This is a genomic window from Arthrobacter sp. YAF17 (genome assembly GCF_052113365.1).
Lineage (GTDB): Bacteria > Actinomycetota > Actinomycetes > Actinomycetales > Micrococcaceae > Arthrobacter.
Map to the genome: position 1 here is coordinate 123,680 of NZ_JBFRDB010000012.1, position 20,689 is coordinate 144,368.

At 67.2% G+C, this 20,689-nt stretch carries 21 protein-coding genes; 16 read left to right on the plus strand and 5 right to left on the minus strand.

What is annotated here, in order from left to right:
- Window positions 1-110: 110 nt before the first annotated feature.
- The gene (locus AB4Y67_RS11870) at window positions 111-1,241 is read left to right on the plus strand and encodes an LLM class flavin-dependent oxidoreductase (RefSeq protein WP_441405975.1); all 1,131 of its coding nucleotides are present in this window, start codon (window positions 111-113) and stop codon (window positions 1,239-1,241) included.
- Between the two features lie 260 nt (window positions 1,242-1,501).
- Here the strand turns inward: AB4Y67_RS11870 and AB4Y67_RS11875 are convergent, their stop codons facing one another.
- A complete protein-coding gene (locus tag AB4Y67_RS11875; protein ID WP_346924684.1) occupies window positions 1,502-1,753 on the minus strand; it encodes a DUF2630 family protein in 252 nt (83 codons plus the stop codon).
- A 219-nt stretch (window positions 1,754-1,972) separates the two neighbouring features.
- Between AB4Y67_RS11875 and AB4Y67_RS11880 the strand changes: the two genes are divergently transcribed.
- From AB4Y67_RS11880 to AB4Y67_RS11900, 5 genes are all read left to right on the plus strand, one after another.
- Window positions 1,973-2,539 carry a type 1 glutamine amidotransferase domain-containing protein gene (locus AB4Y67_RS11880; RefSeq protein WP_441405976.1) on the plus strand — a complete coding sequence of 189 codons (567 nt, stop codon included), beginning with the start codon at window positions 1,973-1,975 and terminating at the stop codon, window positions 2,537-2,539.
- 161 nt (window positions 2,540-2,700) lie between these two features.
- On the plus strand, window positions 2,701-3,120 hold the full coding sequence (locus tag AB4Y67_RS11885) for a VOC family protein (protein WP_441405977.1): 420 nt from the start codon (window positions 2,701-2,703) through the stop codon (window positions 3,118-3,120).
- A gap of 250 nt (window positions 3,121-3,370) precedes the next feature.
- Window positions 3,371-3,580, plus strand: coding sequence for a hypothetical protein (locus AB4Y67_RS11890; protein ID WP_441405978.1), 210 nt, complete (start codon window positions 3,371-3,373; stop codon window positions 3,578-3,580).
- A gap of 77 nt (window positions 3,581-3,657) precedes the next feature.
- Window positions 3,658-4,458, plus strand: coding sequence for an alpha/beta fold hydrolase (locus AB4Y67_RS11895; protein ID WP_441405979.1), 801 nt, complete (start codon window positions 3,658-3,660; stop codon window positions 4,456-4,458).
- Complete coding sequence (locus AB4Y67_RS11900) at window positions 4,455-5,168, plus strand: esterase/lipase family protein (protein ID WP_441405980.1); 714 nt, start codon at window positions 4,455-4,457, stop codon at window positions 5,166-5,168. Before AB4Y67_RS11895 ends, AB4Y67_RS11900 begins: the two co-directional genes overlap by 4 nt.
- Here AB4Y67_RS11900 and AB4Y67_RS11905 read toward each other — a convergent pair.
- Window positions 5,165-5,899: a GAF and ANTAR domain-containing protein gene (locus AB4Y67_RS11905; protein WP_441405981.1), complete on the minus strand. Its 735-nt coding sequence runs from the start codon at window positions 5,897-5,899 to the stop codon at window positions 5,165-5,167. The genes AB4Y67_RS11900 and AB4Y67_RS11905 overlap by 4 nt on opposite strands.
- Before the next feature lie 248 nt (window positions 5,900-6,147).
- Between AB4Y67_RS11905 and mgtA the strand changes: the two genes are divergently transcribed.
- Window positions 6,148-8,847, plus strand: coding sequence for a magnesium-translocating P-type ATPase (gene mgtA, locus AB4Y67_RS11910; RefSeq protein ID WP_441405982.1), 2,700 nt, complete (start codon window positions 6,148-6,150; stop codon window positions 8,845-8,847).
- Between the two features lie 127 nt (window positions 8,848-8,974).
- Window positions 8,975-10,327 carry a phosphoribosyltransferase family protein gene (locus tag AB4Y67_RS11915; protein WP_441405983.1) on the plus strand — a complete coding sequence of 451 codons (1,353 nt, stop codon included), beginning with the start codon at window positions 8,975-8,977 and terminating at the stop codon, window positions 10,325-10,327.
- Between the two features lie 69 nt (window positions 10,328-10,396).
- Here the strand turns inward: AB4Y67_RS11915 and AB4Y67_RS11920 are convergent, their stop codons facing one another.
- Window positions 10,397-11,083, minus strand: a complete 687-nt coding sequence (locus tag AB4Y67_RS11920; RefSeq protein ID WP_441405984.1) for an SRPBCC family protein — start codon at window positions 11,081-11,083, stop codon at window positions 10,397-10,399.
- Entirely contained in the window at window positions 11,080-11,232 is a 153-nt protein-coding gene (locus tag AB4Y67_RS11925) for a hypothetical protein (protein WP_441405985.1), read from the minus strand. Before AB4Y67_RS11925 ends, AB4Y67_RS11920 begins: the two co-directional genes overlap by 4 nt.
- A gap of 128 nt (window positions 11,233-11,360) precedes the next feature.
- Here AB4Y67_RS11925 and AB4Y67_RS11930 point away from each other — a divergent pair, with 128 nt between their 5' ends.
- A complete protein-coding gene (locus AB4Y67_RS11930) occupies window positions 11,361-12,233 on the plus strand; it encodes an NAD-dependent epimerase/dehydratase family protein (protein WP_441405986.1) in 873 nt (290 codons plus the stop codon).
- Between the two features lie 96 nt (window positions 12,234-12,329).
- Here the strand turns inward: AB4Y67_RS11930 and AB4Y67_RS11935 are convergent, their stop codons facing one another.
- The gene (locus AB4Y67_RS11935; protein WP_441405987.1) at window positions 12,330-13,067 is read right to left on the minus strand and encodes a FadR/GntR family transcriptional regulator; all 738 of its coding nucleotides are present in this window, start codon (window positions 13,065-13,067) and stop codon (window positions 12,330-12,332) included.
- Window positions 13,068-13,207: 140 nt separating this feature from the next.
- Here AB4Y67_RS11935 and AB4Y67_RS11940 point away from each other — a divergent pair, with 140 nt between their 5' ends.
- The 7 genes from AB4Y67_RS11940 to manD all read left to right on the plus strand — a co-directional run bounded on the left by AB4Y67_RS11940 (window position 13,208) and on the right by manD (window position 20,650).
- Window positions 13,208-14,503, plus strand: a complete 1,296-nt coding sequence (locus tag AB4Y67_RS11940) for an ABC transporter substrate-binding protein (RefSeq protein ID WP_441405988.1) — start codon at window positions 13,208-13,210, stop codon at window positions 14,501-14,503.
- A 110-nt stretch (window positions 14,504-14,613) separates the two neighbouring features.
- On the plus strand, window positions 14,614-15,582 hold the full coding sequence (locus AB4Y67_RS11945; RefSeq protein ID WP_441405989.1) for a carbohydrate ABC transporter permease: 969 nt from the start codon (window positions 14,614-14,616) through the stop codon (window positions 15,580-15,582).
- Window positions 15,579-16,469, plus strand: coding sequence for a carbohydrate ABC transporter permease (locus AB4Y67_RS11950; protein ID WP_441405990.1), 891 nt, complete (start codon window positions 15,579-15,581; stop codon window positions 16,467-16,469). The genes AB4Y67_RS11945 and AB4Y67_RS11950 overlap by 4 nt, the downstream gene beginning before the upstream one ends.
- Before the next feature lie 7 nt (window positions 16,470-16,476).
- Entirely contained in the window at window positions 16,477-17,625 is a 1,149-nt protein-coding gene (gene dgoD, locus AB4Y67_RS11955) for a galactonate dehydratase (protein WP_441405991.1), read from the plus strand.
- A gap of 5 nt (window positions 17,626-17,630) precedes the next feature.
- Window positions 17,631-18,305 (plus strand): bifunctional 4-hydroxy-2-oxoglutarate aldolase/2-dehydro-3-deoxy-phosphogluconate aldolase, encoded by a 675-nt coding sequence (locus AB4Y67_RS11960; RefSeq protein WP_441405992.1) that lies wholly within the window; start codon window positions 17,631-17,633, stop codon window positions 18,303-18,305.
- Window positions 18,302-19,357 (plus strand): sugar kinase, encoded by a 1,056-nt coding sequence (locus tag AB4Y67_RS11965; protein ID WP_441405993.1) that lies wholly within the window; start codon window positions 18,302-18,304, stop codon window positions 19,355-19,357. Before AB4Y67_RS11960 ends, AB4Y67_RS11965 begins: the two co-directional genes overlap by 4 nt.
- Window positions 19,358-19,420: 63 nt before the next feature.
- Window positions 19,421-20,650 (plus strand): D-mannonate dehydratase ManD, encoded by a 1,230-nt coding sequence (manD, locus tag AB4Y67_RS11970; RefSeq protein ID WP_441405994.1) that lies wholly within the window; start codon window positions 19,421-19,423, stop codon window positions 20,648-20,650.
- The last annotated feature ends 39 nt before the right edge of the window (window positions 20,651-20,689 follow it).

The following is a 20,689-nucleotide window of genomic DNA, read 5'->3' on the forward strand; positions in this document are numbered from 1 at the left end:
AAACTGCACACCCCAGCGGGTCGACGGCGGCGCCTGGACGGCCGCCGCGTCGACCTCGCTGCCGGTTTCGCCGCCGGAACAAAACAGCAAAGTTGAATGTTCAATAAAATATGGACTTTGGTATCTTCACTTTCGGCGAGCTCTCCCGCAACCTCCGCACCGGCAAAGCGCTGTCCCCGCAGCAGCGCCTGAAGGAGATCATTGAGCTCGCCAAACTGGCGGATCAGGCGGGCTTGGGGTTCCTGGGCCTCGGCGAGCATCACCGGCGCGACTTCGCTCTGTCAGCCCCCGAGATCGTCCTGGCGGCCATCGCCAGGGAAACCACGACGCTGCGGCTCAGCACAGCCGTCACGGTGCTCTCCACCCAGGACCCGGTGCGGCTCTTCGAGCAGTTCGCCACCCTGGACCTGATCTCCGACGGGCGCGCGGAGATCATCGCCGGCCGGGGCGCCTTCATCGAGTCCTACCCGCTGTTCGGCCACGAACTGGAAGACTACGACGCCCTGTTCGAAGAGAAGCTGCAGCTGCTCCTGGAATTGCGGGACAATGCCGCCGTGACCTGGCAGGGGACGCTGACCCAGAGCATTCCCGGGATGGACATCGCGCCGCGCCCGGTCCAGGGCAGGCTTCCGGTGTGGGTCGGCGTCGGCGGCACTCCCGCCAGCTTCGCGCGGGCGGGACGTTTGGGTCTTCCCCTGTTCGTTGCCCTGCTGTCCGGACCCGCCCGGTTCCGCCGGCTGGTGGAGCTCTACCGCCAGTCGGCCGCCGACGCCGGACACGACGCCGGCGCCCTGCAGGTGGGGGCCGGCGGTCACTTCTACGTGGCGCCCACCTCGCAGCAGGCACGCGACACTTTCTACCCCTATTACCGGGCCTATTTTGAACAGAATATGCCGCGCCCGGTGGACCATTTTCCGCGCTCCACCTTCGATGACTGGGCCGAACCCGGCGGCGGCCTGCTGGTGGGCAGCCCGCAGCAGGTCATCGAAAAACTGCTGGAAATTCAGAACACGCTCGGCACCAGCCGCTACATGGCCCAGATCGGCCTTGGCGGCCTGCCGTTTACCGAGACCGCCCGGTCCATCGAGCTGCTGGCCACCGAGATCATGCCGGCCGTGAACCGGGAAATCGGGACCGTCCAGCCGGTTCGGAGCGGCACTTCAGTCCTCGACGGCGAGCGGAATCTCCAGGAACCCGCCCGCGGCGTCCCGGCTGCTCGCGGTCCCGAGATGCCGGCTTAGCCGCCGCATCCGTTCCGCGATCTGCCGGGGCGATCAGGAGTTCCATGCGGGCCTTCGTCCGCCGGACCAGCTCCAGCAGCTCCGTCACCCTGCGGTCGCTGGCTACCGCCGGCACGTAGAAGACGTCTGGCCCGCGGCCCGCTTCCCAGTCCGGCTGGTTGTCGGTGAAGGCAATGAGCCCGACGCCGGTCCCTGACACGCGGCGCACCGCGGGCCTGCAGGCGGCGTCACGGTCCAGTCCGGCACCGGCATGCAGGAGCTCAGGACTCGTAGTTTTCCACCTGCTCGACGGGGCGGGGCTCCGCGTCATCAGGGTTTTCGCCGTACTGCAGCTTGGCCCGGCGCTGCCTCAAGAGGTCCCAGCACTGGTCCAGATCCTCTTCGATCCGCTTCAACCGGGCGTGCTCCGGACTGTGTTCATAGTCCGGCGAGGAGGACGGCGCCTTTTCGCGGAGCGTCTGCTCCTCTTCCACCAGCGCCGAAATTCGCTCCAGGATGTGTTGTTCGTCCATGACGGCCTTCTTTTCGGGTAGCAGTCCTACCGCCAGACTAGCGAGGCCGTGATCCGCTGGCCAGAGGATGAATAACCGGGGAGGGGCCATGAAATAATCAGCTTGCTTATTATTTCATGGCTTCCTAGAGTTGACTCCGTAAGGCATCAAACTCTCCGAGTGGAGGGCGCCGGCCGTTCAGCGGCGGTGTTGACCTCCCCGGGCACCAGAGGAGGACCCATGTCACAGCACAATATTGCCGGTAAGAAAGTCGCGTTCCTGCTCACGGACGGCGTGGAGCAGGTGGAACTGACCAGCCCCTGGAACGCCGTGAAGGAAGCCGGCGGCGAGCCCACCCTCGTGGCGCCCAAGAGCGGCAAGCTTCAAGGCTTCGACGGCACCGAAAAGGGGCAGAAGTTCGACGTCGACATCACCGTCGCCTACGCTAACGCCGCCGACTTCCATTCGCTGGTGATCCCCGGCGGCGTCGTCAATGCGGACCACCTCCGCGCCGACAAGGATGCCCAGGCCTTCACCCGTGCGTTCTTCGAGCAGCACAAGCCGGTGGCCTCGATATGCCATGGCCCCTGGCTGCTGATCGACGCCGGCGTCATCACCGGCCGGAATGTCACGTCCTACCACACCCTCCAGACCGACCTGAAGAACGCCGGAGCCAACTGGAGTGACCAGGAGGTGGTGGTGGACCAGGGCCTGGTGACCAGCCGGAACCCGCACGATCTCCCCGCATTTAACGACAAGCTGCTGGAAGAGATCGCAGAGGGCGAGCACGCCGGACAGACGGCCTGAGGGGCAGTGCCACGCAGGGGGACCGTGCCAGGGGCCGGGAACCGGCGGCGGCGCCTATCCTAATCGGTTGATTTGGGGCAGGATGTGCCATGTAAAAGTGCGCCGGCCGCGCCCGCAACATGGCACCTTGGCCGGCGCCCCAGCTGCAAGGAGTCCCGGATATGACCACGCTTAACCCGTACTTGAGCTTCCGCGACAACGCCAAAGAAGCCATGACTTATTACCACTCCGTGTTCGGCGGTGAACTGAACCTCAGCACTTTCGGTGAATACCACGCCAGCGAAGACCCCGCCGAGCAGGACAAGATCATGCACGCCATGCTGACCACCGAGAAGGGCATGGTGCTGATGGGAGCGGACACTCCCAACGGCATGGACTACACGCCCGGCACCAGCATCTCCGTGTCCCTCAGCGGTTCCGACGAGGCCGAGCTGCGCGGCTACTTCGACAAGCTCGCCGACGGCGGGAGCGTTACGGTGCCGATGGAGAAGGCGCCCTGGGGAGACATCTTCGGCATGTGCACGGACAAGTTCGGCACCGACTGGCTGGTCAACGTCGGACCGGAGCCGGGCCAGGGCTAGGGACGTCCCAAGCGGTCCATTCGTCCCGTTCCTCCGCCGGGCCTGTCGCTTTCTGGCGTCACTGGCACTGGCGGAGGCGTGGGCCTCCACGGGTCTTGGCCGCGGGGAATGCACGTCGATGAGACTTCCGGCGACTGGCGCCCACGCCCTTCCGCTGTATTCCCCTCCTGCCGGGGACGCGGTTATCCTGAAATCGGTCGGGACACCGCATCTTCTTCGAGTCCACCCTCCCGGCCCGGAGAGGCATGCCATGAACGAGAAGCTCCACCTCACGCCCGAGGACGAGTTCCCCGAGGACCTCAGCAAGGTGGAAGACACGGAGTTGCAGGTCCTCGACAGCCAGGTCCAGCGCCAGCTGGACTACGAGTACGTGGTGGAGGGTGAACCGAACCCGGAGACCGAGTTCAGGCACTACGACCTGGACGAGGAGTTCAGCGAGCGGGACAAGCGCGCAGACTGACCGGCGGAATCTGTCAGTATGCTTACTAGACGCTGCCCGGCGGCGTACAGAAAGCGCTGAACAGAAAAGAGCACACAATGAGCAGGCCCGACCGCTTCGAGATTGAGGCCGCAGGCCAGCTCGGCCACGTTTTTGTCTCAAGGGGCCCAGCCGGCCCCTTGCCCGCACGGCCCGCCGTCGTCCTCATCCACGGAATCGGCGTTTCACACCGTTACTTCCGAAGGTTGCACGGGCGGCTGGCGGAAACCGGCGACACCTACTCGATCGACTTGCCCGGGTTCGGCGCGACTCCAAGGCCCGCCCACGCTCTCTCGGTCGCTGACCACGCCACCTACATCCTTGGCGCCCTGGAACAGCTCGGAGTCCTCGAGTTTGTGCTCGTCGGGCACTCGATGGGAAGCCAGTTCGCGGTCGAGGCAGCACTGCAGCAGCCTGACCGGGTGTCCCAGCTGGTCCTGATGGGGCCGGTGGTCGATTCAAAACGCCGCTCCGTCCTGCAGCAAGCCCTGGCACTGGGCCGTGACAGCCTCTTCTTCGAAAGCCCCTCCTCGAACGCCCTCGTCTTCACGGACTACCTCCGCTGCGGCCCAAGCTGGTATCTGAAGACCCTGCGCGTCATGATGGATTACCACACCGAGGAGCGGGTCGCTTCAATTGCGGCGCCGGTCCTTGTGCTGCGGGGCGCCAACGACCCGGTCGCGTCCGCGGACTGGTGCCGCCGGTTGGCCGCGCGGGCTGCCCAGGCGAGGCTGGTCGAAATCCAGGGCACCGGCCACGTGCTGCAGCACAACCGCGCCGCAGAAGTGGCTGAAGCGATCCTGGGCTTCGCGGGGACCCACGCAACGGCCAAGGAAACTTTGCGGGAGAATCCGGCATGAGCGGGGTGCTTCAGGCTGCCCGCTGGTGGGTCCAGGACTACCTCTACGCCGCGGGGCGGCAGATCGTCGGCGCCGCGTCGCGGACCAAGCCTGAGCATTTCCTCAGCGGCGCGGGCCGGCCCGTCGTCGTGATTCCCGGAGTCTACGAGGACTGGCGCTTCATGCTGCCGCTGGTCCGGCGGCTGCACGAGGCCGGCCATCCGGTGCATGTGCTCGCGCTGCTGCACCGGAACCGGCTCGCCGTGCCCAAGGCCGCGGATCTGATCGCCGGCTACATCCGGGATCGTGACCTGACCAACGCAATGATCGTCGCCCACAGCAAAGGCGGGTTGATCGGCAAGTTCGTGATGATGCAGCTGGACCCGGAACGCCGGATCGCCGGCATGGTGGCGGTCTGCTCGCCGTTCTCAGGCTCGCGCTACGCCTCGTTCATGCTGCTGCCGAGCCTGCGCGCCTTCTCGCCACGGAGTGCCGTGACCATGCAGCTCTCCCGCGAGGAGCGCGTCAACGAACGCATCACCTCGGTGTACGGCAACTTCGACCCGCACATCCCTGAAGGCAGTGTTCTGCCGGGCGCACGGAATATCCAGCTGGACACTGCCGGCCACTTCCGGATATTGGCCCACGAGGACACAATCCGCACCATCCTGGAGGTGGCCGCCGAAGAACCCGCCGGAGCTCCCGCCCCGCCTCCCGGGTTCCCGGCCTAGACGTCGAAGTGCGTGTGGATGGGACCCTGGCCAAGCGACTCCACGAGCCCCGCAGCCACCACGTTCAGCTTGATGTTGCGCGCACTTGAGGCCGACTTGAGCAGCTCGAACGCCTCGGCCTGGCTGCAACGGTTCTGCGCCATGATGATGCCCACTGCAACATCGATGCTGGTCCTGCTCTCCAGCGTGGCCTTGAGGTTCGCCGCAGTGTCGCTGTAATGCGCAAAACGCACCGCCAGCCGCAGCGCCAGAGAGGTCTGGCTCACGAAGTCCCGGGCCAGTTCCAGCGCCCGGCCGTCGAACCGGCCCGGCCGATGCGAGTAAAGATTGAGGGCCGCGCGGGTGTCACCGTCAAGCAGGAAAGGCACGGCCAGGATGGAACGCACGCCGTGGCCCCGGACCGTGGCGGCGTATTGCGGCCACCGGGCGCAGTCCTCCACCTCCGGGATGTGAACGGTTTCCTGTTCCCGGGACGCCGTCACACACGGGCCGTCGCCGAAGGCGTACTGGATTTCATCCATGGCCTGGGCTGCCGCGCTGCTGCTGGCAACAGTTGCAGCCTTCCGGTGCCGGAAGAGCGTGATTCCGCAAAGGACCTCGTCGCCGGGTTCCGAGAGGCTGCGCGCGGAAACGCGAGCCAGTTCGCGCAGGAACTCCTCGACGTCGGAGCTGTTGAGCACCAGTTCATGCAGGTGCTGGTCGGTTGAAGTTGCGGTTGATTCGCTAACCACTATCTCGTCGTGCCGTTTCACTCAGGTCAACACGATCCGGACGGGCAGCGCGCCTCCAGCCGCAAAGCGGTGGGGGACGGCAGAGAGCCGGATCGAAGAACAATCCAACGGCTCGCTGCAAAACCGTACCGGGAAATTATATACAGCCGGATCTGGTGCCACTGAACGGGACGGCCAAGGTGGAGCAACCGCCGTACAAGCTCGCGGACGTACCCTAAGACATAACTCGTAGTTCGATTGGAAACTCCGTGCCAGAGCTCGATACCCGGGAACCGCGCTCCCTCCTCCTCGCGATCGCCGACGCCGCCCACCGGCCCGCGAACGAGGTCCTCGAGCGGCTGGGGTCGAGCGTGGAAGGACTGAGCAGCAGCGAGGCCGCCCAACGGCTCCTTGAAGTGGGGCCTAACGCGGTACGAACCCACCAGGCCAGCGGATGGTCGGTCCTGGGCCGGCAGCTGCGCAGCCCCATCCTGATCCTGCTGCTCGCTACAGCCGGTCTCTCGCTCTTCCTCGGTGACGCCACGAACTCGATCGTCATCGGTGTCATCCTGCTGGTCAGCGTCGGACTCGGGTTCAGCAACGAATTCAGGGCGGAACGTGCCGCGGAGGCGCTGCACTCCCGTGTCACCCACCGTGCCGTGGTGGTCCGTGACGGAACGCCCGTGGAAGTGAACGTCACCGCACTGGTGCCCGGCGACGTCGTACACCTGGCCATCGGTGCGATCATCCCCGCCGACGTGCGGCTGCTAAGTTCCAAGGACCTGCTCTGCGATGAGAGCATCCTGACCGGGGAGTCCATGCCGGTCGGCAAAGACTCCGCCCCGGTGCCTGGGACGGCGGCGCTGGGGGACCTGACATCCTGCCTGTTCATGGGGACGGTGATTCAGGGCGGCAGCTGCACCGGTGTGGTGGTCTCCACCGGCGGGCGGGCCGAATTTGGCCGGATCGCATTGGGCCTCGGCGAGCGCCAGCCCCAGACAGAGTTCCAGCTGGGCCTGCAGCGGTTCTCCTACCTGCTGCTCCAGGTCGCGGTGGGCCTCACGTCCCTGATCTTCATCGCCAACCTCTTGCTGCAGCGGCCCGTCATCGAGTCGCTGCTGTTCTCACTCGCGATCGCCGTCGGAATCACGCCGCAGCTGCTGCCCGCCATCGTCAGCACGAGCCTGGCGACCGGAACGCGGCAGCTGGCCAAGCGCAAAGTCCTGGTCAAACGGCTGGTCTGCATTGAGGACCTCGGCGACATGGACGTCCTGGTGACTGACAAGACCGGGACGCTGACGGAGGGCAAGATCAGCTTCACTGCCGCCCTGCCCGCCGGCCCCGGCGTCTCCGCCGATGAACTGCTGACCCTGGGGCTCCTCGCCACGGAAGCGGACTACGCCGAATCCCAGGGGTCCCCGGTGGGCCTAAATCCGTTGGACGCCGCGCTGTGGGCCTCCGCCGGTGCGGCCGCCTTCCCCCCGGACCGGTATCGGCGCCTCGACGTTATCGACTTCGACCATCTGCGGCGGAGGACCAGCGTGCTCGTCACCGACGCGGGAGCCGGGCCCCGCATCATCACCAAGGGGTCTCCCGAAGACGTTTTGGCGCTCTGCGGGCCCACCCCTGCCGGCGTGCAGGCGATGCTGGACCAACAGTTCGACGCCGGATCCCGGGTTGTTGCCGTCGCCACCCGGGCGGCCGATGGCGCGACAGTCATCGGCCCGGCCGACGAACGCGGCCTGGTCCTCGCCGGCTTCCTCATCTTCCTGGACCGGCCCAAGCCCAACGTCCGCGCCTCCCTGGACCGGCTTGAGGAGCTCGGCATTACGGTCAAGATCGCCACGGGAGACAATCCCAAGGTGGCAGAAAAGGTCTGCGAAGAGCTCGGCGTACTCTCCGGCGGGACACTTACAGGCGCCGCAGTCGAGGCCATGTCCGATCCGGAACTGGCCGCCGCGGCCCGCGAGGCCAGCATCTTCGCACGCGTCTCGCCCGAACAGAAGGCGCGGATCATCAGGCTCCTGCGGCAGAGCGGAAGGTCCGTAGGGTTCATGGGCGACGGCGTGAACGACGCGCTGGCGCTGCACGCCGCGGACATCGGTGTTTCCGTCGACAGCGCCACCGACGTCGCCAAGGACGCCGCCGACGTCGTGCTGCTGGACAAGGATCTGGGCGTCCTGGCCGAAGGCGTGATGGAAGGACGGCGGATTTTCGCGAACACCATCAAATATGTCCTGATGGGCACTTCCAGCAACTTCGGCAACATGTTCAGCGCCGCCACGGCCTCCGTGGTGCTGAGCTTCCTGCCGATGCTGCCGGGACAGATCCTGCTGAACAACCTTTTGTACGACGCCGGCCAGCTCGCCATCCCGGGGGACCGGGTGGACAAGGAACAGCTCCTGGCACCATCGCACTGGGACATCGGTTTCATCCGGCGCTTTATGTTCGTGTTCGGCCCGATCAGCTCACTGTTCGATTTCGCCACGTTCGCCCTGATGCTGTTCGTCTTCGACGCCGTTCCAGGGGAATTCCGGGCCGGCTGGTTCATCGAGTCCATCGTCACGCAGACGCTCATCATCTTCGTCATTCGGACCCGACGCGTGCCTTTCTTTCGCAGCAGGCCGTCGCTGGGCCTGATCGGCGCGTCCCTGGGCGTCATGGCCCTCGGTATCTACCTTCCGCTCTCGCCGCTGGCCGGTGTGCTTGGCTTCGATCCGCTGCCCGTCCCGTTCTTCCTCGCCCTGTTGGGGATGGCCGCCGTGTATTTGGTGCTGGTTGAAATAGCCAAACTCTGGTTCTATGCCCGGGCCGCGCAGCAGCGGGTCCCGGCCCCGCCTGCGGGGGCGCGCCGCCGCGGCCGCGCCCACCACATCGCGCGCCGTGCTGCGCGGTTTAGCACCGCCAAGACCGGACCACTGCGCCCCCACCGCGGACCGCGCCGGGGGCGCAGGTCAAACCGGGCATAAAGGCCCTCACATCCCCCGGGTTCCTGACAGATAGTGGGAGGAACGGCGAACTGGTCAATTTCCCAGCCTGCGGAGCGCACGCCTGGATGGAGGCCACGGCCGGTATCTCGATTGGAAAGCCAAACCGATGAGCATCTTCGAAGACAGGGTCGACGCCGGGCGGCAACTGGGACGGCGGCTCGCGGAACTGCGGGGCCAGGACATAGTGGTCCTGGGCCTGCCGCGCGGCGGCGTCCCCGTCGCCTTCGAAGTCGCCGCCGCCCTCGATGCGCCCCTGGACGTGATCGTCGTGCGGAAACTCGGACTTCCTTACCAGCCCGAGCTCGCCATGGGCGCCATCGGGGAAGGCGGCGCCCGGGTGCTGGAAGAACGCGTACTCGCCCATGCCCGGGTCAGCGACATGGAGTTGCAGGCTGTTGAGGACCACGAGCGCGCCGTGCTGGAGAACCGGGTGCTCCGGTTCCGGAAAGGCAGGACCCGCCAAGACCTCACCGGGCGTATCGCCGTGATCGTCGACGACGGAATCGCCACCGGATCTACGGCCAGGGTCGCCTGCCGGGTCGCCCGGCAGCTTGGCGCAGCGAGGGTGATCATGGCGGTACCGGTGGCGCCGACCGACACCCTCGGCAGCCTCACCGAGCCCGACGAGGTGGTCTGCCTCGCTACACCGCACCAGTTTTCCGCGGTCGGCTACCACTACCGGGATTTTTCGCCCACCGAGGACGACGAGGTGGTGAAGCTACTCGACGCCGCGGCCAAGCGCCTGGGGAACTCGCCGCCTGCGTCCCGGAAACCGGCCGCGGCCGGCGCGGACGCCCCCGCGGAGATTGACGAGGAAATCGAGATCCCGTCGCGAGGGGTACGGCTCCAGGGCCAGCTGCATTTGCCGGTCCCTGCCCGGGGCATCGTGTTGTTCGCGCATGGCAGCGGCAGCAGCCGCCACAGCCCCCGGAACAGGTATGTGGCCGGGGTGCTCCAACAGGGCGGGCTCGGCACACTGCTGCTGGACCTGTTGACGCCGGCGGAGGAACGGAACCGGGCCAACGTTTTTGATATCGAACTGCTGGCCCGCCGGCTGTCCTCGGCTACGGACTGGCTCGTCTCGCGGCGGGATACGGCTTCCAGCCCCGTTGGCTATTTCGGAGCCAGCACGGGTGCCGGGGCTGCGCTCTGGGCCGCTTCGGAGCCGACCGCAAGGGTCGACGCCGTCGTCTCCCGCGGCGGCCGACCCGATCTGGCCGGTCCCCGGCTCTCCGCCGTCCGGGCGCCGACGCTGCTCATCGTGGGCAGCTCCGACCACGAGGTCCTGGAGCTCAACCGCAAGGCGAAGTCCATGATGCGCTGCCCCAACCAGTTGGCCGTCGTCCAGGGCGCCACGCATCTGTTTGAGGAACCCGGTACGCTGGCGGCTGCCGCCATCCTCGCCCGGGACTGGTTCGTCGACTACCTGCTGCCGGCCAAAACCGGTCCCCTGGCGTAGCGTCAGACCCGGCGCACCTGGGGGCGGCCGGCGCAGGGTACAAGGGCACCAAGGCTGCCTGCCGGCCGGTTACCGGTCCCGTCCCTCGGCCCGGGACTTGAGGCCCAGCAGTATGCGCCGTTCCATGATGAACTGCATGGGCTCCAGAACCGACCGGAGGATCAGTCCCACGGCCAGGGGCGAATAATCGTAGCGCGTCCGGGACAGCAGCCGGGTGGTGCGTTCATCGACGGGATGCAGGACAAATGTCCAACCCAGTTCCAGCCGCGAGCCTGCGGGTGCAACGATGGAGGAGGTGATCTTCCCGGTGCGCGGATCCATGGTGCCGCCGAGACCCAGCACGGAGCCGGCCTCCAGCCGCCGGACCGGAATGCCGACGTCGGGGCCGAGCGGGATGACGTCGCCGACGTCGAGCCGCTGTTGTTCGGGCAGGATCCGGTCCGCGCCGCGCATGCCGGGGCCCGCGGCGTTCTGAAGCGCAGCGTAGCTGTACATTCCGCCTCGTCCGGCAGCCAGCTGGACGAGCCAGGGCCAGACGTCCGCGGCCGGTGCGTTGATGGTGACGGCACGGGTGCTCTGCATCCGAGGCGTGCGAACGAGCTCGTCGCCGGGAAGCGGCCCGGCAGCTTCCTGAGCGCTCGCACCCCAGCGCAGCAGCCGCGGCCGGACGGCCAGGACGTAGCAGGCAGCGGCGGCTGCCGCGGCCAGTGCCGCCACCGGCCCGCGGAGCCGGAGGGATGCGGGGGACCGGCTCATCCGCCCGGCTGTTGTCTTCCCGGGCCGTCGCCGACCACGAGCACCGGGCAGTCGACAGGGGAACTGGCCATGCGGCCGGCGAGCCGAAGCGCCGTCGTCGAGAAGTCCGAACCGTCCACTCCCGCGACCATCCGCTGATCAGCGTTCATGGCCCCCAGCCTGCCCGGTCCGCCCGGCAGAGCCTAGGGCCAAAAGTCACCCGGGGCTGGGCACCGTCCGCCGCCCGCCCTAGGGTGGAACAAACCACCACCTAACCCCGCCGTTTTAAGGAGTGCCGATGAGAGTTGCTGTTACCGGAGGAAGCGGAAAGCTCGGCCGGAGCGTCGTCCGGCGGCTGAGCGAGGACGGCCACGAGATCACCAACCTGGACCGCACCGGCACGCGCGGACGCGGATTCACCGAGGTGGACCTGCGCGACTACGGCCAGGTGGTGGATGTGTTCCTGGGCCTTGAGGACCGGCACGCTGGGTTCGACGCGGTGGTGCACCTGGCCGCGATCCCGGCTCCGGGCCACGCCCCGGACGCCGCGACGTTCGAGAACAACATGCTGTCGACCTACAACGTGTTCCAGTCGGCCCGCCGGGCCGGGATCAAGAGAATTGTCTACGCGTCCAGTGAGACTGTGCTGGGACTGCCGTTCGACGTCGACCCTCCCTATGTCCCGGTGGACGAGGAATACCCGGCCCGGCCGGAAAGCACCTATTCCCTCGTCAAGCACCTCGAGGAGCAGATGGCGATCCAGCTCACCCGCTGGGACCCGGAGCTGAGCATCACCGGACTGCGCTTCTCCAACGTGATGGACCCCGAAGACTACGAGGAGTTTCCCGGCTTCGACGCCGACGCGCGGCTGCGCAAGTGGAACCTGTGGGGCTACATCGACGGCCGGGACGGCGCGCAGGCCGTGGCCCGCGCCCTCGAACACGGCACCCCGGGGTTCGAGGCGTTCATCATCGCCAACGCGGACACGGTGATGAGCCGCTCCAGCGCCAGCCTCGCAGCGGAGGTGTTCCCGGACGTGCCCGTGACCAAGGAGCTCGGTGAGCACGAAACCCTGCTCTCGATCGACAAGGCCAAGCGGCTGCTTGGATACGCGCCGGAGCACAGTTGGCGGAACTACCACCCGCTCCGCACCACTCCCACCGAAGACTGAACGCAGAAGCAACGCGGGGTCACCTCGAGCCCATCGCCTGGGGCCAACATGGGCCGTAGCTGACCCCGCGGTGTGGCTGATGTGGCGGGTGAGGGGCTAGGCGGCGGGGCCGTGCTGGTGGCTGGACCAGATGTCGCCCATCTCCTCGGTGGACTGCTCCACGATCCGGCTCATGGCGGCGTGTGCCGCGTTCGCCTCGCCGCGCTGGATGGCGCTGGCCACATCCACATGCAGCTGCAGCGCTTCATGGTGCGGCAGGTGCGGCATCAGGCCGTGCTCGGTGCGCCCGGTCAGGACCTCGGTGACGAGGTTGTGCAGCTGGGAAAACATGGGATTCCCGGAGGCTTTGAGCACCGCGGCGTGGAACTCGATGTCCAGCCGGAGGAATTCGTCGTTGTCCCCCCGCTGGCCCGCCGCCCAGAGCCGCGCCGCCTGTGAGACGAGATCGCTGGCGGCGTCCAGGGAAGCGCGCCCGGCGGCGAGCCGCGCGGCCTGGGGTTCAACGGCGCCGCGGAGTTCGTTCAGTGCCTGCAGCTGCTCCAACCGCCTGGAGGAGGCCAGCCGCCAGCGGATCACCTGCGGATCGTAGGCGTTCCAGGCGTCTTCCGGCTGCACCACCGTGCCCAGCCGCCGTCGTGATTCCAGCATGCCCTTGGAGGAAAGCACCCGCGCGGCTTCCCTGACCACCGAGCGGGAGACGCTGTGCTGCGCCTCGAGCTCGTCCAGCCGGAGGATCGAGCGCGGCGCCAGGGTCCCCTCGGCAATGGCGAGCCCCAGGTTTTGGACCAGCACGGAATGCAGGTCAGCTGAGGACTCCGCCTTTGGGGTTTTCATAAATAAATCATACGGGTGGGACGCAAGGGGTTGTTTAAGTCTGCTTTATTTATCTAAGATCACTTCCAGAGCAGATGTAAAGATGCATTTGCAGCCGGCTGGACCGTGATGCCCAGCCCTGAAGAACCAAGGGAGTCGTAATGAAGCGACGTTCGATCGTGCAGTACGCGGCTGTCGCCGCGGCCCTGTCTCTGGGCCTCACCGCCTGCGGCGGCGCCAGCGGCAGCAGCGATGCAAAAGCCGCCGGCACCGTCCGGGTCACCCTCGCGAACCACGTCTGGACCGAGGGCATCAAGGCAGCCATTCCGGAATTCGAAAAGTCCAGCGGCCTCAAGGTCGAGCTGACCCAGCTCGGTGAGGACCAGCTCTCGGACCAGTACAACGTCAAGCTCAACGCCGGCAGCGACGAGATCGACGTCATGATGTACCGTCCGCTGCAGGAGGGCAAGGCGTTCGCAAAGAACGGCTACCTCGCGGACCTGACGTCCAAGGTCTCCTCGGACTCCAGCTGGGACTGGAAGGATTACCAGGAGGGCCCGGTCAAGGCCACCACCGCTGACGGCAAGGTCGTTGGCGTCCCGATCATCACCGAACGCGAAGTGCTCTACTACCGCAAGGACCTGCTCAAGGCGGCCGGCCTCGAGGTTCCCAAGACCATGGAAGAGCTCGAAGCAGCGGCCAAGGCCATCAAGGCTTCCTCGCCGGACACCGCAGGCTTCGTGGCCCGCACCGGCAAGTCCGCCGCCGTCACCCAGTTCTCCAGCTTCCTCTACAGCTTCGGCGGCGACTTCACCGATGCCAGCGGCAAGTCCGCCGTCAACACCGACGAAGCCAAGAAGGCCTACGCCTTCTACGGCGGCCTGATCAAGAACTACGGCCCGGCCAACGTCAGCACCGACATGAGCTGGCCCGAGGCGATGGCCATCTTCACCCAGGGCAAGGCAGCCTTCTACACTGAGGCCGACTCGCTCTACAAGAACGCCACCGACCCGGCCAAGTCCAAGGTCGCCGACTCCGTCGGCTTCGCCGCGCTGCCCGCCGGACCGGCAGGTTCCAAGCCGTACAACATCCCGTCGTGGGGCCTCGCCGTCAATGAAGCCTCGGGCAACCAGGACAATGCCTGGAAGTTCATCCAGTGGGCCACCAGCAAGGAACGCACCCTCGAAGCGCAGAAGGCCGGCGTCCCCGGACCGCGTGCCTCCGTCTGGGCCGACCCGGCCGGTACCTCCACCTACCCGAAGGACCTGGCCGAGGCCATCTCCGCCAGCGCCAAGAACGGCGTCGGCCACGACCGTCCCGAGGTTGTCACTGTTGGAAAGGCCCGCGAAATCGTGGGCGGCCCGATCGTAGCGACCATCACCGGCGAGGACGCATCCGCCGCCGCTGACACGGCCCACGACGCTTTCCAGAAGTTCCTGGACAGCGAAAAGAAGTAGCACCGGCGCACTTCACGCCCGATGCACCACCCAGCCCGGSGGGGCGGCAGCCCAGCCGCCGCCCCGCCGCGGCCAGCTCTTCACTTCACCCCCGACTCCTTAGGTGAACCATGTCTGTATTGACCCCTCCCCGCAGCGCGCAGTCCCAGCCGCCGTCCAGCCGCAACGGCGGCCGTGCCCCCGGCGCCCGCGAGAACTTCTCCGCCTGGGCCAACCGGCACCGGAAGTGGCTCTTCGCCGCCCCCGCGATGATCTTCGTCGGCGTCCTGATCATCTTCCCGCTGGCCTGGACCCTGTACCTCAGCCTCACCGACTCGCAGGGTTCGGTCCGCGCCGCGTCCGAGTTTGTCGGTCTGGAGAACTACCTCACGGTCCTGTCCGACGTCGAACGCTTCTGGCCCGCCGTCGGCCGCACGCTGAGCTTCACCGGCGTCGCCCTGGTCTGCGAAGTGGTCCTGGGCATGTGCATCGCGCTGCTGCTGTGGCGCCCGTTCCGCGGCGAAAAGTGGGTCCGCGTCGCCATCCTCCTGCCGCTGGTCGCCACCCCCGTGGCCGTCGGCATGATGTGGCGGCTGATCTTCGACCCCAACATCGGCTTCGTCAACCAGCTGCTGGGCATGGTCGGCATCCCGCCGCAGCCGTGGCTCTCCGGACAGGACACCGCGCTGGGCACCACCATCTTCATGGACGTGTGGCAGTGGACCCCCATGGTGGTGCTGATCCTGCTCGCCGGCCTGACCTCGCTGTCCGAGGAGCCCGACGAGGCGGCCCGGATGGACGGCGCCAACGCCTTCCAGCGCTTCTTCTTCATCACGCTGCCCCTCATGATGCCGACGGTGATCGTGGCCATCCTGCTCCGCGGCATCGACGCCCTGAAGACCTTCGACATCCTCTACGCCACCAAAGGCAAGGGCGGCGGATCCTTCCACGAGGTGGAGACCCTCAACGTCTACGCCTACGGCCTGAGCTTCGACTACAACCAGTACGGGCTGTCCTCCGCGGTGCTGATCCTGTTCTTCATGATCATCATCGGCTCTATGTGGCTGCTGACCATGCGCAAGAAAGCGGTAAGCAAATGACCGTCCTCACCGAAAACACTGAAACCAAAACCTCCCCGAACAGGCCCGCGCCGGCCCCCCGCCGCCGCAAGCCCCTGGGCACCCGCGCCTACAAGGCCTTCCGCGTCACGGCCCTGATCGCCGTCGTGCTGTTCCTGGTGGCCCCGCTGTTCTGGATGCTGCTGGCGTCCTTCAAGACCAACGTGGACATCTACGACACCGGCAAGTCGTTCTTCTTCACGCCCACGGGCGAGAACTACGCCAACGTGCTGCAGCGCAACAACTACTTCGTCTTCATCTTCAACAGCTTCTGGGTGGCCTTCGTCTCCACGGCCCTGTCCCTGGTCCTCGGGGTCCCGGCGGCCTACGCGATGAGCCGCTTCACCATGCACCGCTCCGCCCTTGTGGTCCTGATGGCCCGCGTCATCCCCGGCGTCTCCCTGCTGGTGCCCTGGTACTACGTCTTCTCCAACCTGAAGATGGTGGGCGGCTTCGAAGTCCTGATCCTCAGCCACATGTTCGTCTCGCTGCCGCTGATCGTCTACATCATGATGAGCTACTTCGACTCGCTGCCGCTGGAACTGGAGGAATCCGCACAGGTGGACGGGCTCACCCCGATCGGCGCCTTCCGCCGCATCACCCTGCCGCTCTCCGTGGCCGGCATGGCCACCGCGGGCATCCTGTCCTTCATCTTCTCCTGGAACAACTTCATGTTCGCCCTGGTGCTCTCCGGATCCAAGACCAAGACCCTCCCGGTCGCGATCTTCGACTTCGTCTCCTACGCCAGCATCGACTGGGGCGGGCTCATGGCGGCCGCCACGGTGGTCACCGTTCCGATCATGATCATTGCGCTCTTCACGCAGAAGTACATCGTCTCCGGCATGACCGCCGGCGCAACCAAGGGCTAGGCCACCGATGACACTCATCAGCAGGATTGAAACGTTCCTCATCGCCCCGCGCTGGCTCTTCGTCCGGATCGAGACCGACAGCGGGATCGTCGGCTGGGGCGAGGCCAGCTGCGAGGGCCGCAGCGAAACGGTCCGCACCGCCGTCGACCAGCTCTCCGAGCTGCTCATCGGCAACGATGCGCTGCGGATCGAGGACCACTGGCAGGTCATGACCAAGGGCTCCTTCTACCGCGGCGGACCCATCCTGGCCAGCGCCGTCTCAGGGCTGGACCAGGCCCTGTGGGACATCGCCGGCAAGCACTTCAACACCCCCGTGCACCAGCTCCTGGGCGGACACGTCCGCGACCGGATCCGGATGTACGGCTGGGTGGGCGGGGACGAGCCCAACGAGGTCGCCGACCAGATCAGCGCCCAGCTGGAGGTCGGTCTCACCGCTGTCAAGATGAACGCCAGCGGCCGGATGAGCCCCGTCGCCTCTGTCGCGGAGATCGACGGCGTCGTCCGCCGCGTCGCCGCCGCCCGCGAGGTCCTCGGCGACCACCGCGACGTCGCGGTCGACTTCCACGGCCGCTTCAGCCTCGCCAACGCCCGGCGCGTGGCGCCGCTGCTGGAACCGTACCGGCCCTTCTTCCTCGAAGAACCGGTGGTCCCGGAGAACACGCACCTGCTGCGCGAATTCACCTCGTCCACCACGACGCCGGTCTCCACCGGTGAGCGGCTCTACAGCCGGCAGGAATTCCTGCCCGCGCTGCAGGCCGGCATCGCGGTGGCCCAGCCGGACCTCTCCCACGCCGGCGGCATCACCGAGGTCCGCAAGATCGCCTCGCTCGCCGAAATCTATGAGGTCCAGCTCGCCCCGCACTGCCCGCTGGGTCCGCTGGCGCTGGCCGCCTGCCTGCAGGTGGGCTTCGCGACACCCAACTTCCTGATCCAGGAGCAAAGCATCGGGATCCACTACAACCAGGGCGCCGAAGTCCTGGACTATGTGGTGGACAAGTCGCCGCTGAAGTTCGTGGACGGCCACATCGAACGCCTGACCGGCCCGGGTCTGGGAATCGAAATCGACGAGGCCGTGGTCCGCGCCGCGGACAAGCGCGGCCACGCCTGGCGCGGGCCCGTCTGGCGCCACCCCGACGGCGCCTTTGCAGAATGGTGAATGACATGACTTCAGTACTGACCCCGGAACTACTCCTGGCGGGAATCCGGCAGACCCGGCTGGTGGCCATTGTGCGCGGCAACGATGGCGGTGCGGCCGCGAAGGCCGCCCTCACCGCGATGGAGGAGGGCTTCCGTTTCGTCGAGATCGCCCTCACGACGCCGGACGCGCTCACCGCGATCCGCGAGGTCCGCGCCGCCGCCCCGGCAGGCTGTTTCGTCGGCGCCGGCACGGTGCTGACAGYGCAGGATGTAGATCACGTGGCCGAGGCCGGCGGCCAGTTCATGGTCACCCCGGCCCTGGCCGAGTCGATCGACGCCTCCGCAGCGCGGGGAATCCCGGTACTGGCCGGGGCACTGACGCCCACCGAGGCCTACGAGGCGATGACCCGCGGCGCCACCGCGGTGAAGCTCTTCCCCGCATCCATCGGCGGACCGGGCTACCTCAAGGCCCTGCGCGACCCGTTCCCCGGGATCCCCTTCATCGCCGTCGGCGGCGTGGGGCTCGAGGAGGCGGCTGGCTACTGGCAGGCGGGCGCCGTCGCCGTCGGCCTGGGCGGACCGCTGTTCGGGGACGCCGGCTCCGGCGGGGACCTGGCCCCGGTGCGTGAGCGGGCCCGCGCCTTCGTGGCGCTTGCCGCCGAATTCGACCGCCGGACCGCCGCGGAGCGCCCGCTGTGAATCCCGATTCCGTGCTTCCCGTCCCTGTGCTTCCCGATTCTGTGCTTCCCGATTCTGTGCTTCCCGTCCCGGGGGCCCCTGAGCTCCTGACCCTCGGAGAATCGATGGTCTCGCTGCGCTCCGCCGGGCCGCTGTCCGCCGGCGGCGCCCTGGGCATGCATGTGGCAGGGGCGGAGTCGAACGTGGCCGTGGGTGTTGCCCGGCTCGGCCACCGGGTGGGCTGGGCCGGTGTGGTCGGCGCCGACCCGCACGGCGAGTTCATCCTGCGGCAGCTGCGGAGCGAGGGCATTGCGGTGCAGCACCGGAAGGACGCCACCCGCAGCACCGGTGTGATGTTCCTCGAACAGCGCACCGCCGACGTCACCCGGGCCTTCTACTACCGCGCCGGTTCCGCCGGGTCCACAATCGGCCGGGACGACGTCGATGCTGCCTTCCGGAGCGGCGCAAGGGTCCTGCACCTCACGGGAATCACCGCCGCCCTCAGCCAGGAGGCGCGGCGGGCCGTGGAGTACGCTGCCGCCCGCGCGGCCGGCGAAGGGCTGGAAGTTTCCCTTGATGTGAACTACCGCAGCAAGCTCTGGTCCCGGGACGAGGCGCGCGCCGTCCTCACCCCGCTGGCCCGGTACGCGAGCATCCTGATCGCCTCCGACGACGAACTTGAACTGGTCGCCTCTGGCGAAGCAGCAGTCTCCGGCGACGCTGCAGTCTCTGGCGACGCCGAAGCGGCGATGGCCGCCGAACTGATCGACGGCGGCGTACGCGAGGTCGTGGTCAAACGCGGCGCGGCCGGCGCCGGGGTCCACACCGCGGCCGGCCGGTGGGAAACGCCTGCCGTGCCCGTCACCAGCATCGACACCGTGGGCGCCGGCGACGCGTTCACCGCCGGCTACCTCTCCGCCCTGCTCGACGGCGAGGACGTGGCCGGCCGCCTGCAGCGCGGCGCCCTCGCAGGGGCCTTCGCCGTCAGCACCGCCGGTGACTGGGAGGGCCTGCCCCGCCGGGACGAGCTCGCACTGCTCGGGGCCACGCCCAGCGGGACGACCCAGCGCTAGGACCGGCCCCGGCCGCCTCCGCCCGATTCATTTCAGACCGACACCGAAAGCCTTGGACCAACTGTGAAAATCATTGCTGCTGAAGTCTTTGTGACCAGCCCTTCCCGGAACTTCGTGACCTTGCGGATCACCACGGAGGATGGTGTGACGGGGATCGGGGATGCGACGCTGAACGGGCGTGAGCTCGCGGTCGCGGCGTACCTGAAGGAGCATGTTGCGCAGTTGCTGATCGGTAAGGATCCGCACCGGATCGAGGACACGTGGCAGTTCCTGTACCGGTCCTCGTACTGGCGCCGGGGTCCGGTGACGATGGCCGCGATCGCCGCGGTGGACATGGCCTTGTGGGACATCAAGGGCAAGGTCGCTGGGATGCCGGTGTACCAGTTGTTGGGCGGGGCGTCCCGGAACGGGCTGCGCGCGTACGGGCACGCCTCGGGCGCGGACCTGCCCTCGCTGTTCGATTCTGTCCGGGAGCACCTGGAGCTCGGGTACAAGTCGATCCGGATCCAGACCGCGGTGCCCGGGATCAAGGCCGTCTACGGGGTCGCGGCGCAGGCGCAGGCCTCCGGGGAGCGGTATGACTATGAACCCGCCGGGCGGGGGGCGTTCCCGCAGGAGGAGGACTGGGACACCCGGGCCTACCTGCGGCACCTGCCCTCGGTGTTCGAGGCGGTCCGGAACGAGTTCGGCCCGGAAATCCCGTTGCTGCATGACGGGCACCACCGGATGACSCCGATCCAGGCCGCGAAGCTGGGCAAGGCGCTGGAACCCTATGACCTGTTCTGGCTCGAGGACTGCACCCCGGCCGAGAACCAGGARGGCCTGCGGCTGGTCCGGCAGCACACCACCACGCCGCTGGCGATCGGTGAAATTTTCAACACCGTCTGGGACTACCAGACCCTGATCAAGGAACAGCTSATCGACTACGTGCGGGCCGCGTCGACCCACTTCGGCGGSATTTCGCCGTTGAAGAAGGTGATGGATTTCGCCGCGCAGTACCAGATCAAGTCCGGCTTCCACGGGCCSACSGAYATTTCCCCGGTCGGGTTCGCCGCGCAGCTGCATGTGGGTCTGGCGATCCATAACTACGGGATCCAGGAATACATGCAGCACTCGGATGCGACGAACGAGGTCTTCGAGCAGTCCATGACGTTCGTGGACGGGTACCTGCACCCGGGCGACAAGCCCGGCATCGGCGTCGAGTTCAACGAGGAAGCCGCCGCGGCGTTCCCCTACCAGCAGGCCTACCTGCCCTACAACCGCCTCGTCGACGGCACCGTCCATGACTGGTGAGCGGACACAACCGGTGACCCCCATCGACCCCTTCCCGGC

What these genes read in the sequence shown, in the direction of transcription:
- AB4Y67_RS11885 (WP_441405977.1), top strand. Translation starts at nt 2,701, where the DNA reads ATGACCACGCTTAACCCGTACTTGAGCTTCCGCGACAACGCCAAAGAA.
- AB4Y67_RS11945 (WP_441405989.1), top strand. Translation starts at nt 14,614, where the DNA reads ATGTCTGTATTGACCCCTCCCCGCAGCGCGCAGTCCCAGCCGCCGTCC.
- AB4Y67_RS11870 (WP_441405975.1), top strand. Translation starts at nt 111, where the DNA reads ATGGACTTTGGTATCTTCACTTTCGGCGAGCTCTCCCGCAACCTCCGC.
- AB4Y67_RS11915 (WP_441405983.1), top strand. Translation starts at nt 8,975, where the DNA reads ATGAGCATCTTCGAAGACAGGGTCGACGCCGGGCGGCAACTGGGACGG.
- AB4Y67_RS11925 (WP_441405985.1), bottom strand. Translation starts at nt 11,232, where the DNA reads ATGAACGCTGATCAGCGGATGGTCGCGGGAGTGGACGGTTCGGACTTC.
- AB4Y67_RS11890 (WP_441405978.1), top strand. Translation starts at nt 3,371, where the DNA reads ATGAACGAGAAGCTCCACCTCACGCCCGAGGACGAGTTCCCCGAGGAC.
- AB4Y67_RS11900 (WP_441405980.1), top strand. Translation starts at nt 4,455, where the DNA reads ATGAGCGGGGTGCTTCAGGCTGCCCGCTGGTGGGTCCAGGACTACCTC.
- AB4Y67_RS11950 (WP_441405990.1), top strand. Translation starts at nt 15,579, where the DNA reads ATGACCGTCCTCACCGAAAACACTGAAACCAAAACCTCCCCGAACAGG.
- AB4Y67_RS11895 (WP_441405979.1), top strand. Translation starts at nt 3,658, where the DNA reads ATGAGCAGGCCCGACCGCTTCGAGATTGAGGCCGCAGGCCAGCTCGGC.
- AB4Y67_RS11930 (WP_441405986.1), top strand. Translation starts at nt 11,361, where the DNA reads ATGAGAGTTGCTGTTACCGGAGGAAGCGGAAAGCTCGGCCGGAGCGTC.
- AB4Y67_RS11875 (WP_346924684.1), bottom strand. Translation starts at nt 1,753, where the DNA reads ATGGACGAACAACACATCCTGGAGCGAATTTCGGCGCTGGTGGAAGAG.
- dgoD (WP_441405991.1), top strand. Translation starts at nt 16,477, where the DNA reads ATGACACTCATCAGCAGGATTGAAACGTTCCTCATCGCCCCGCGCTGG.
- AB4Y67_RS11880 (WP_441405976.1), top strand. Translation starts at nt 1,973, where the DNA reads ATGTCACAGCACAATATTGCCGGTAAGAAAGTCGCGTTCCTGCTCACG.
- AB4Y67_RS11920 (WP_441405984.1), bottom strand. Translation starts at nt 11,083, where the DNA reads ATGAGCCGGTCCCCCGCATCCCTCCGGCTCCGCGGGCCGGTGGCGGCA.
- AB4Y67_RS11940 (WP_441405988.1), top strand. Translation starts at nt 13,208, where the DNA reads ATGAAGCGACGTTCGATCGTGCAGTACGCGGCTGTCGCCGCGGCCCTG.
- AB4Y67_RS11935 (WP_441405987.1), bottom strand. Translation starts at nt 13,067, where the DNA reads ATGAAAACCCCAAAGGCGGAGTCCTCAGCTGACCTGCATTCCGTGCTG.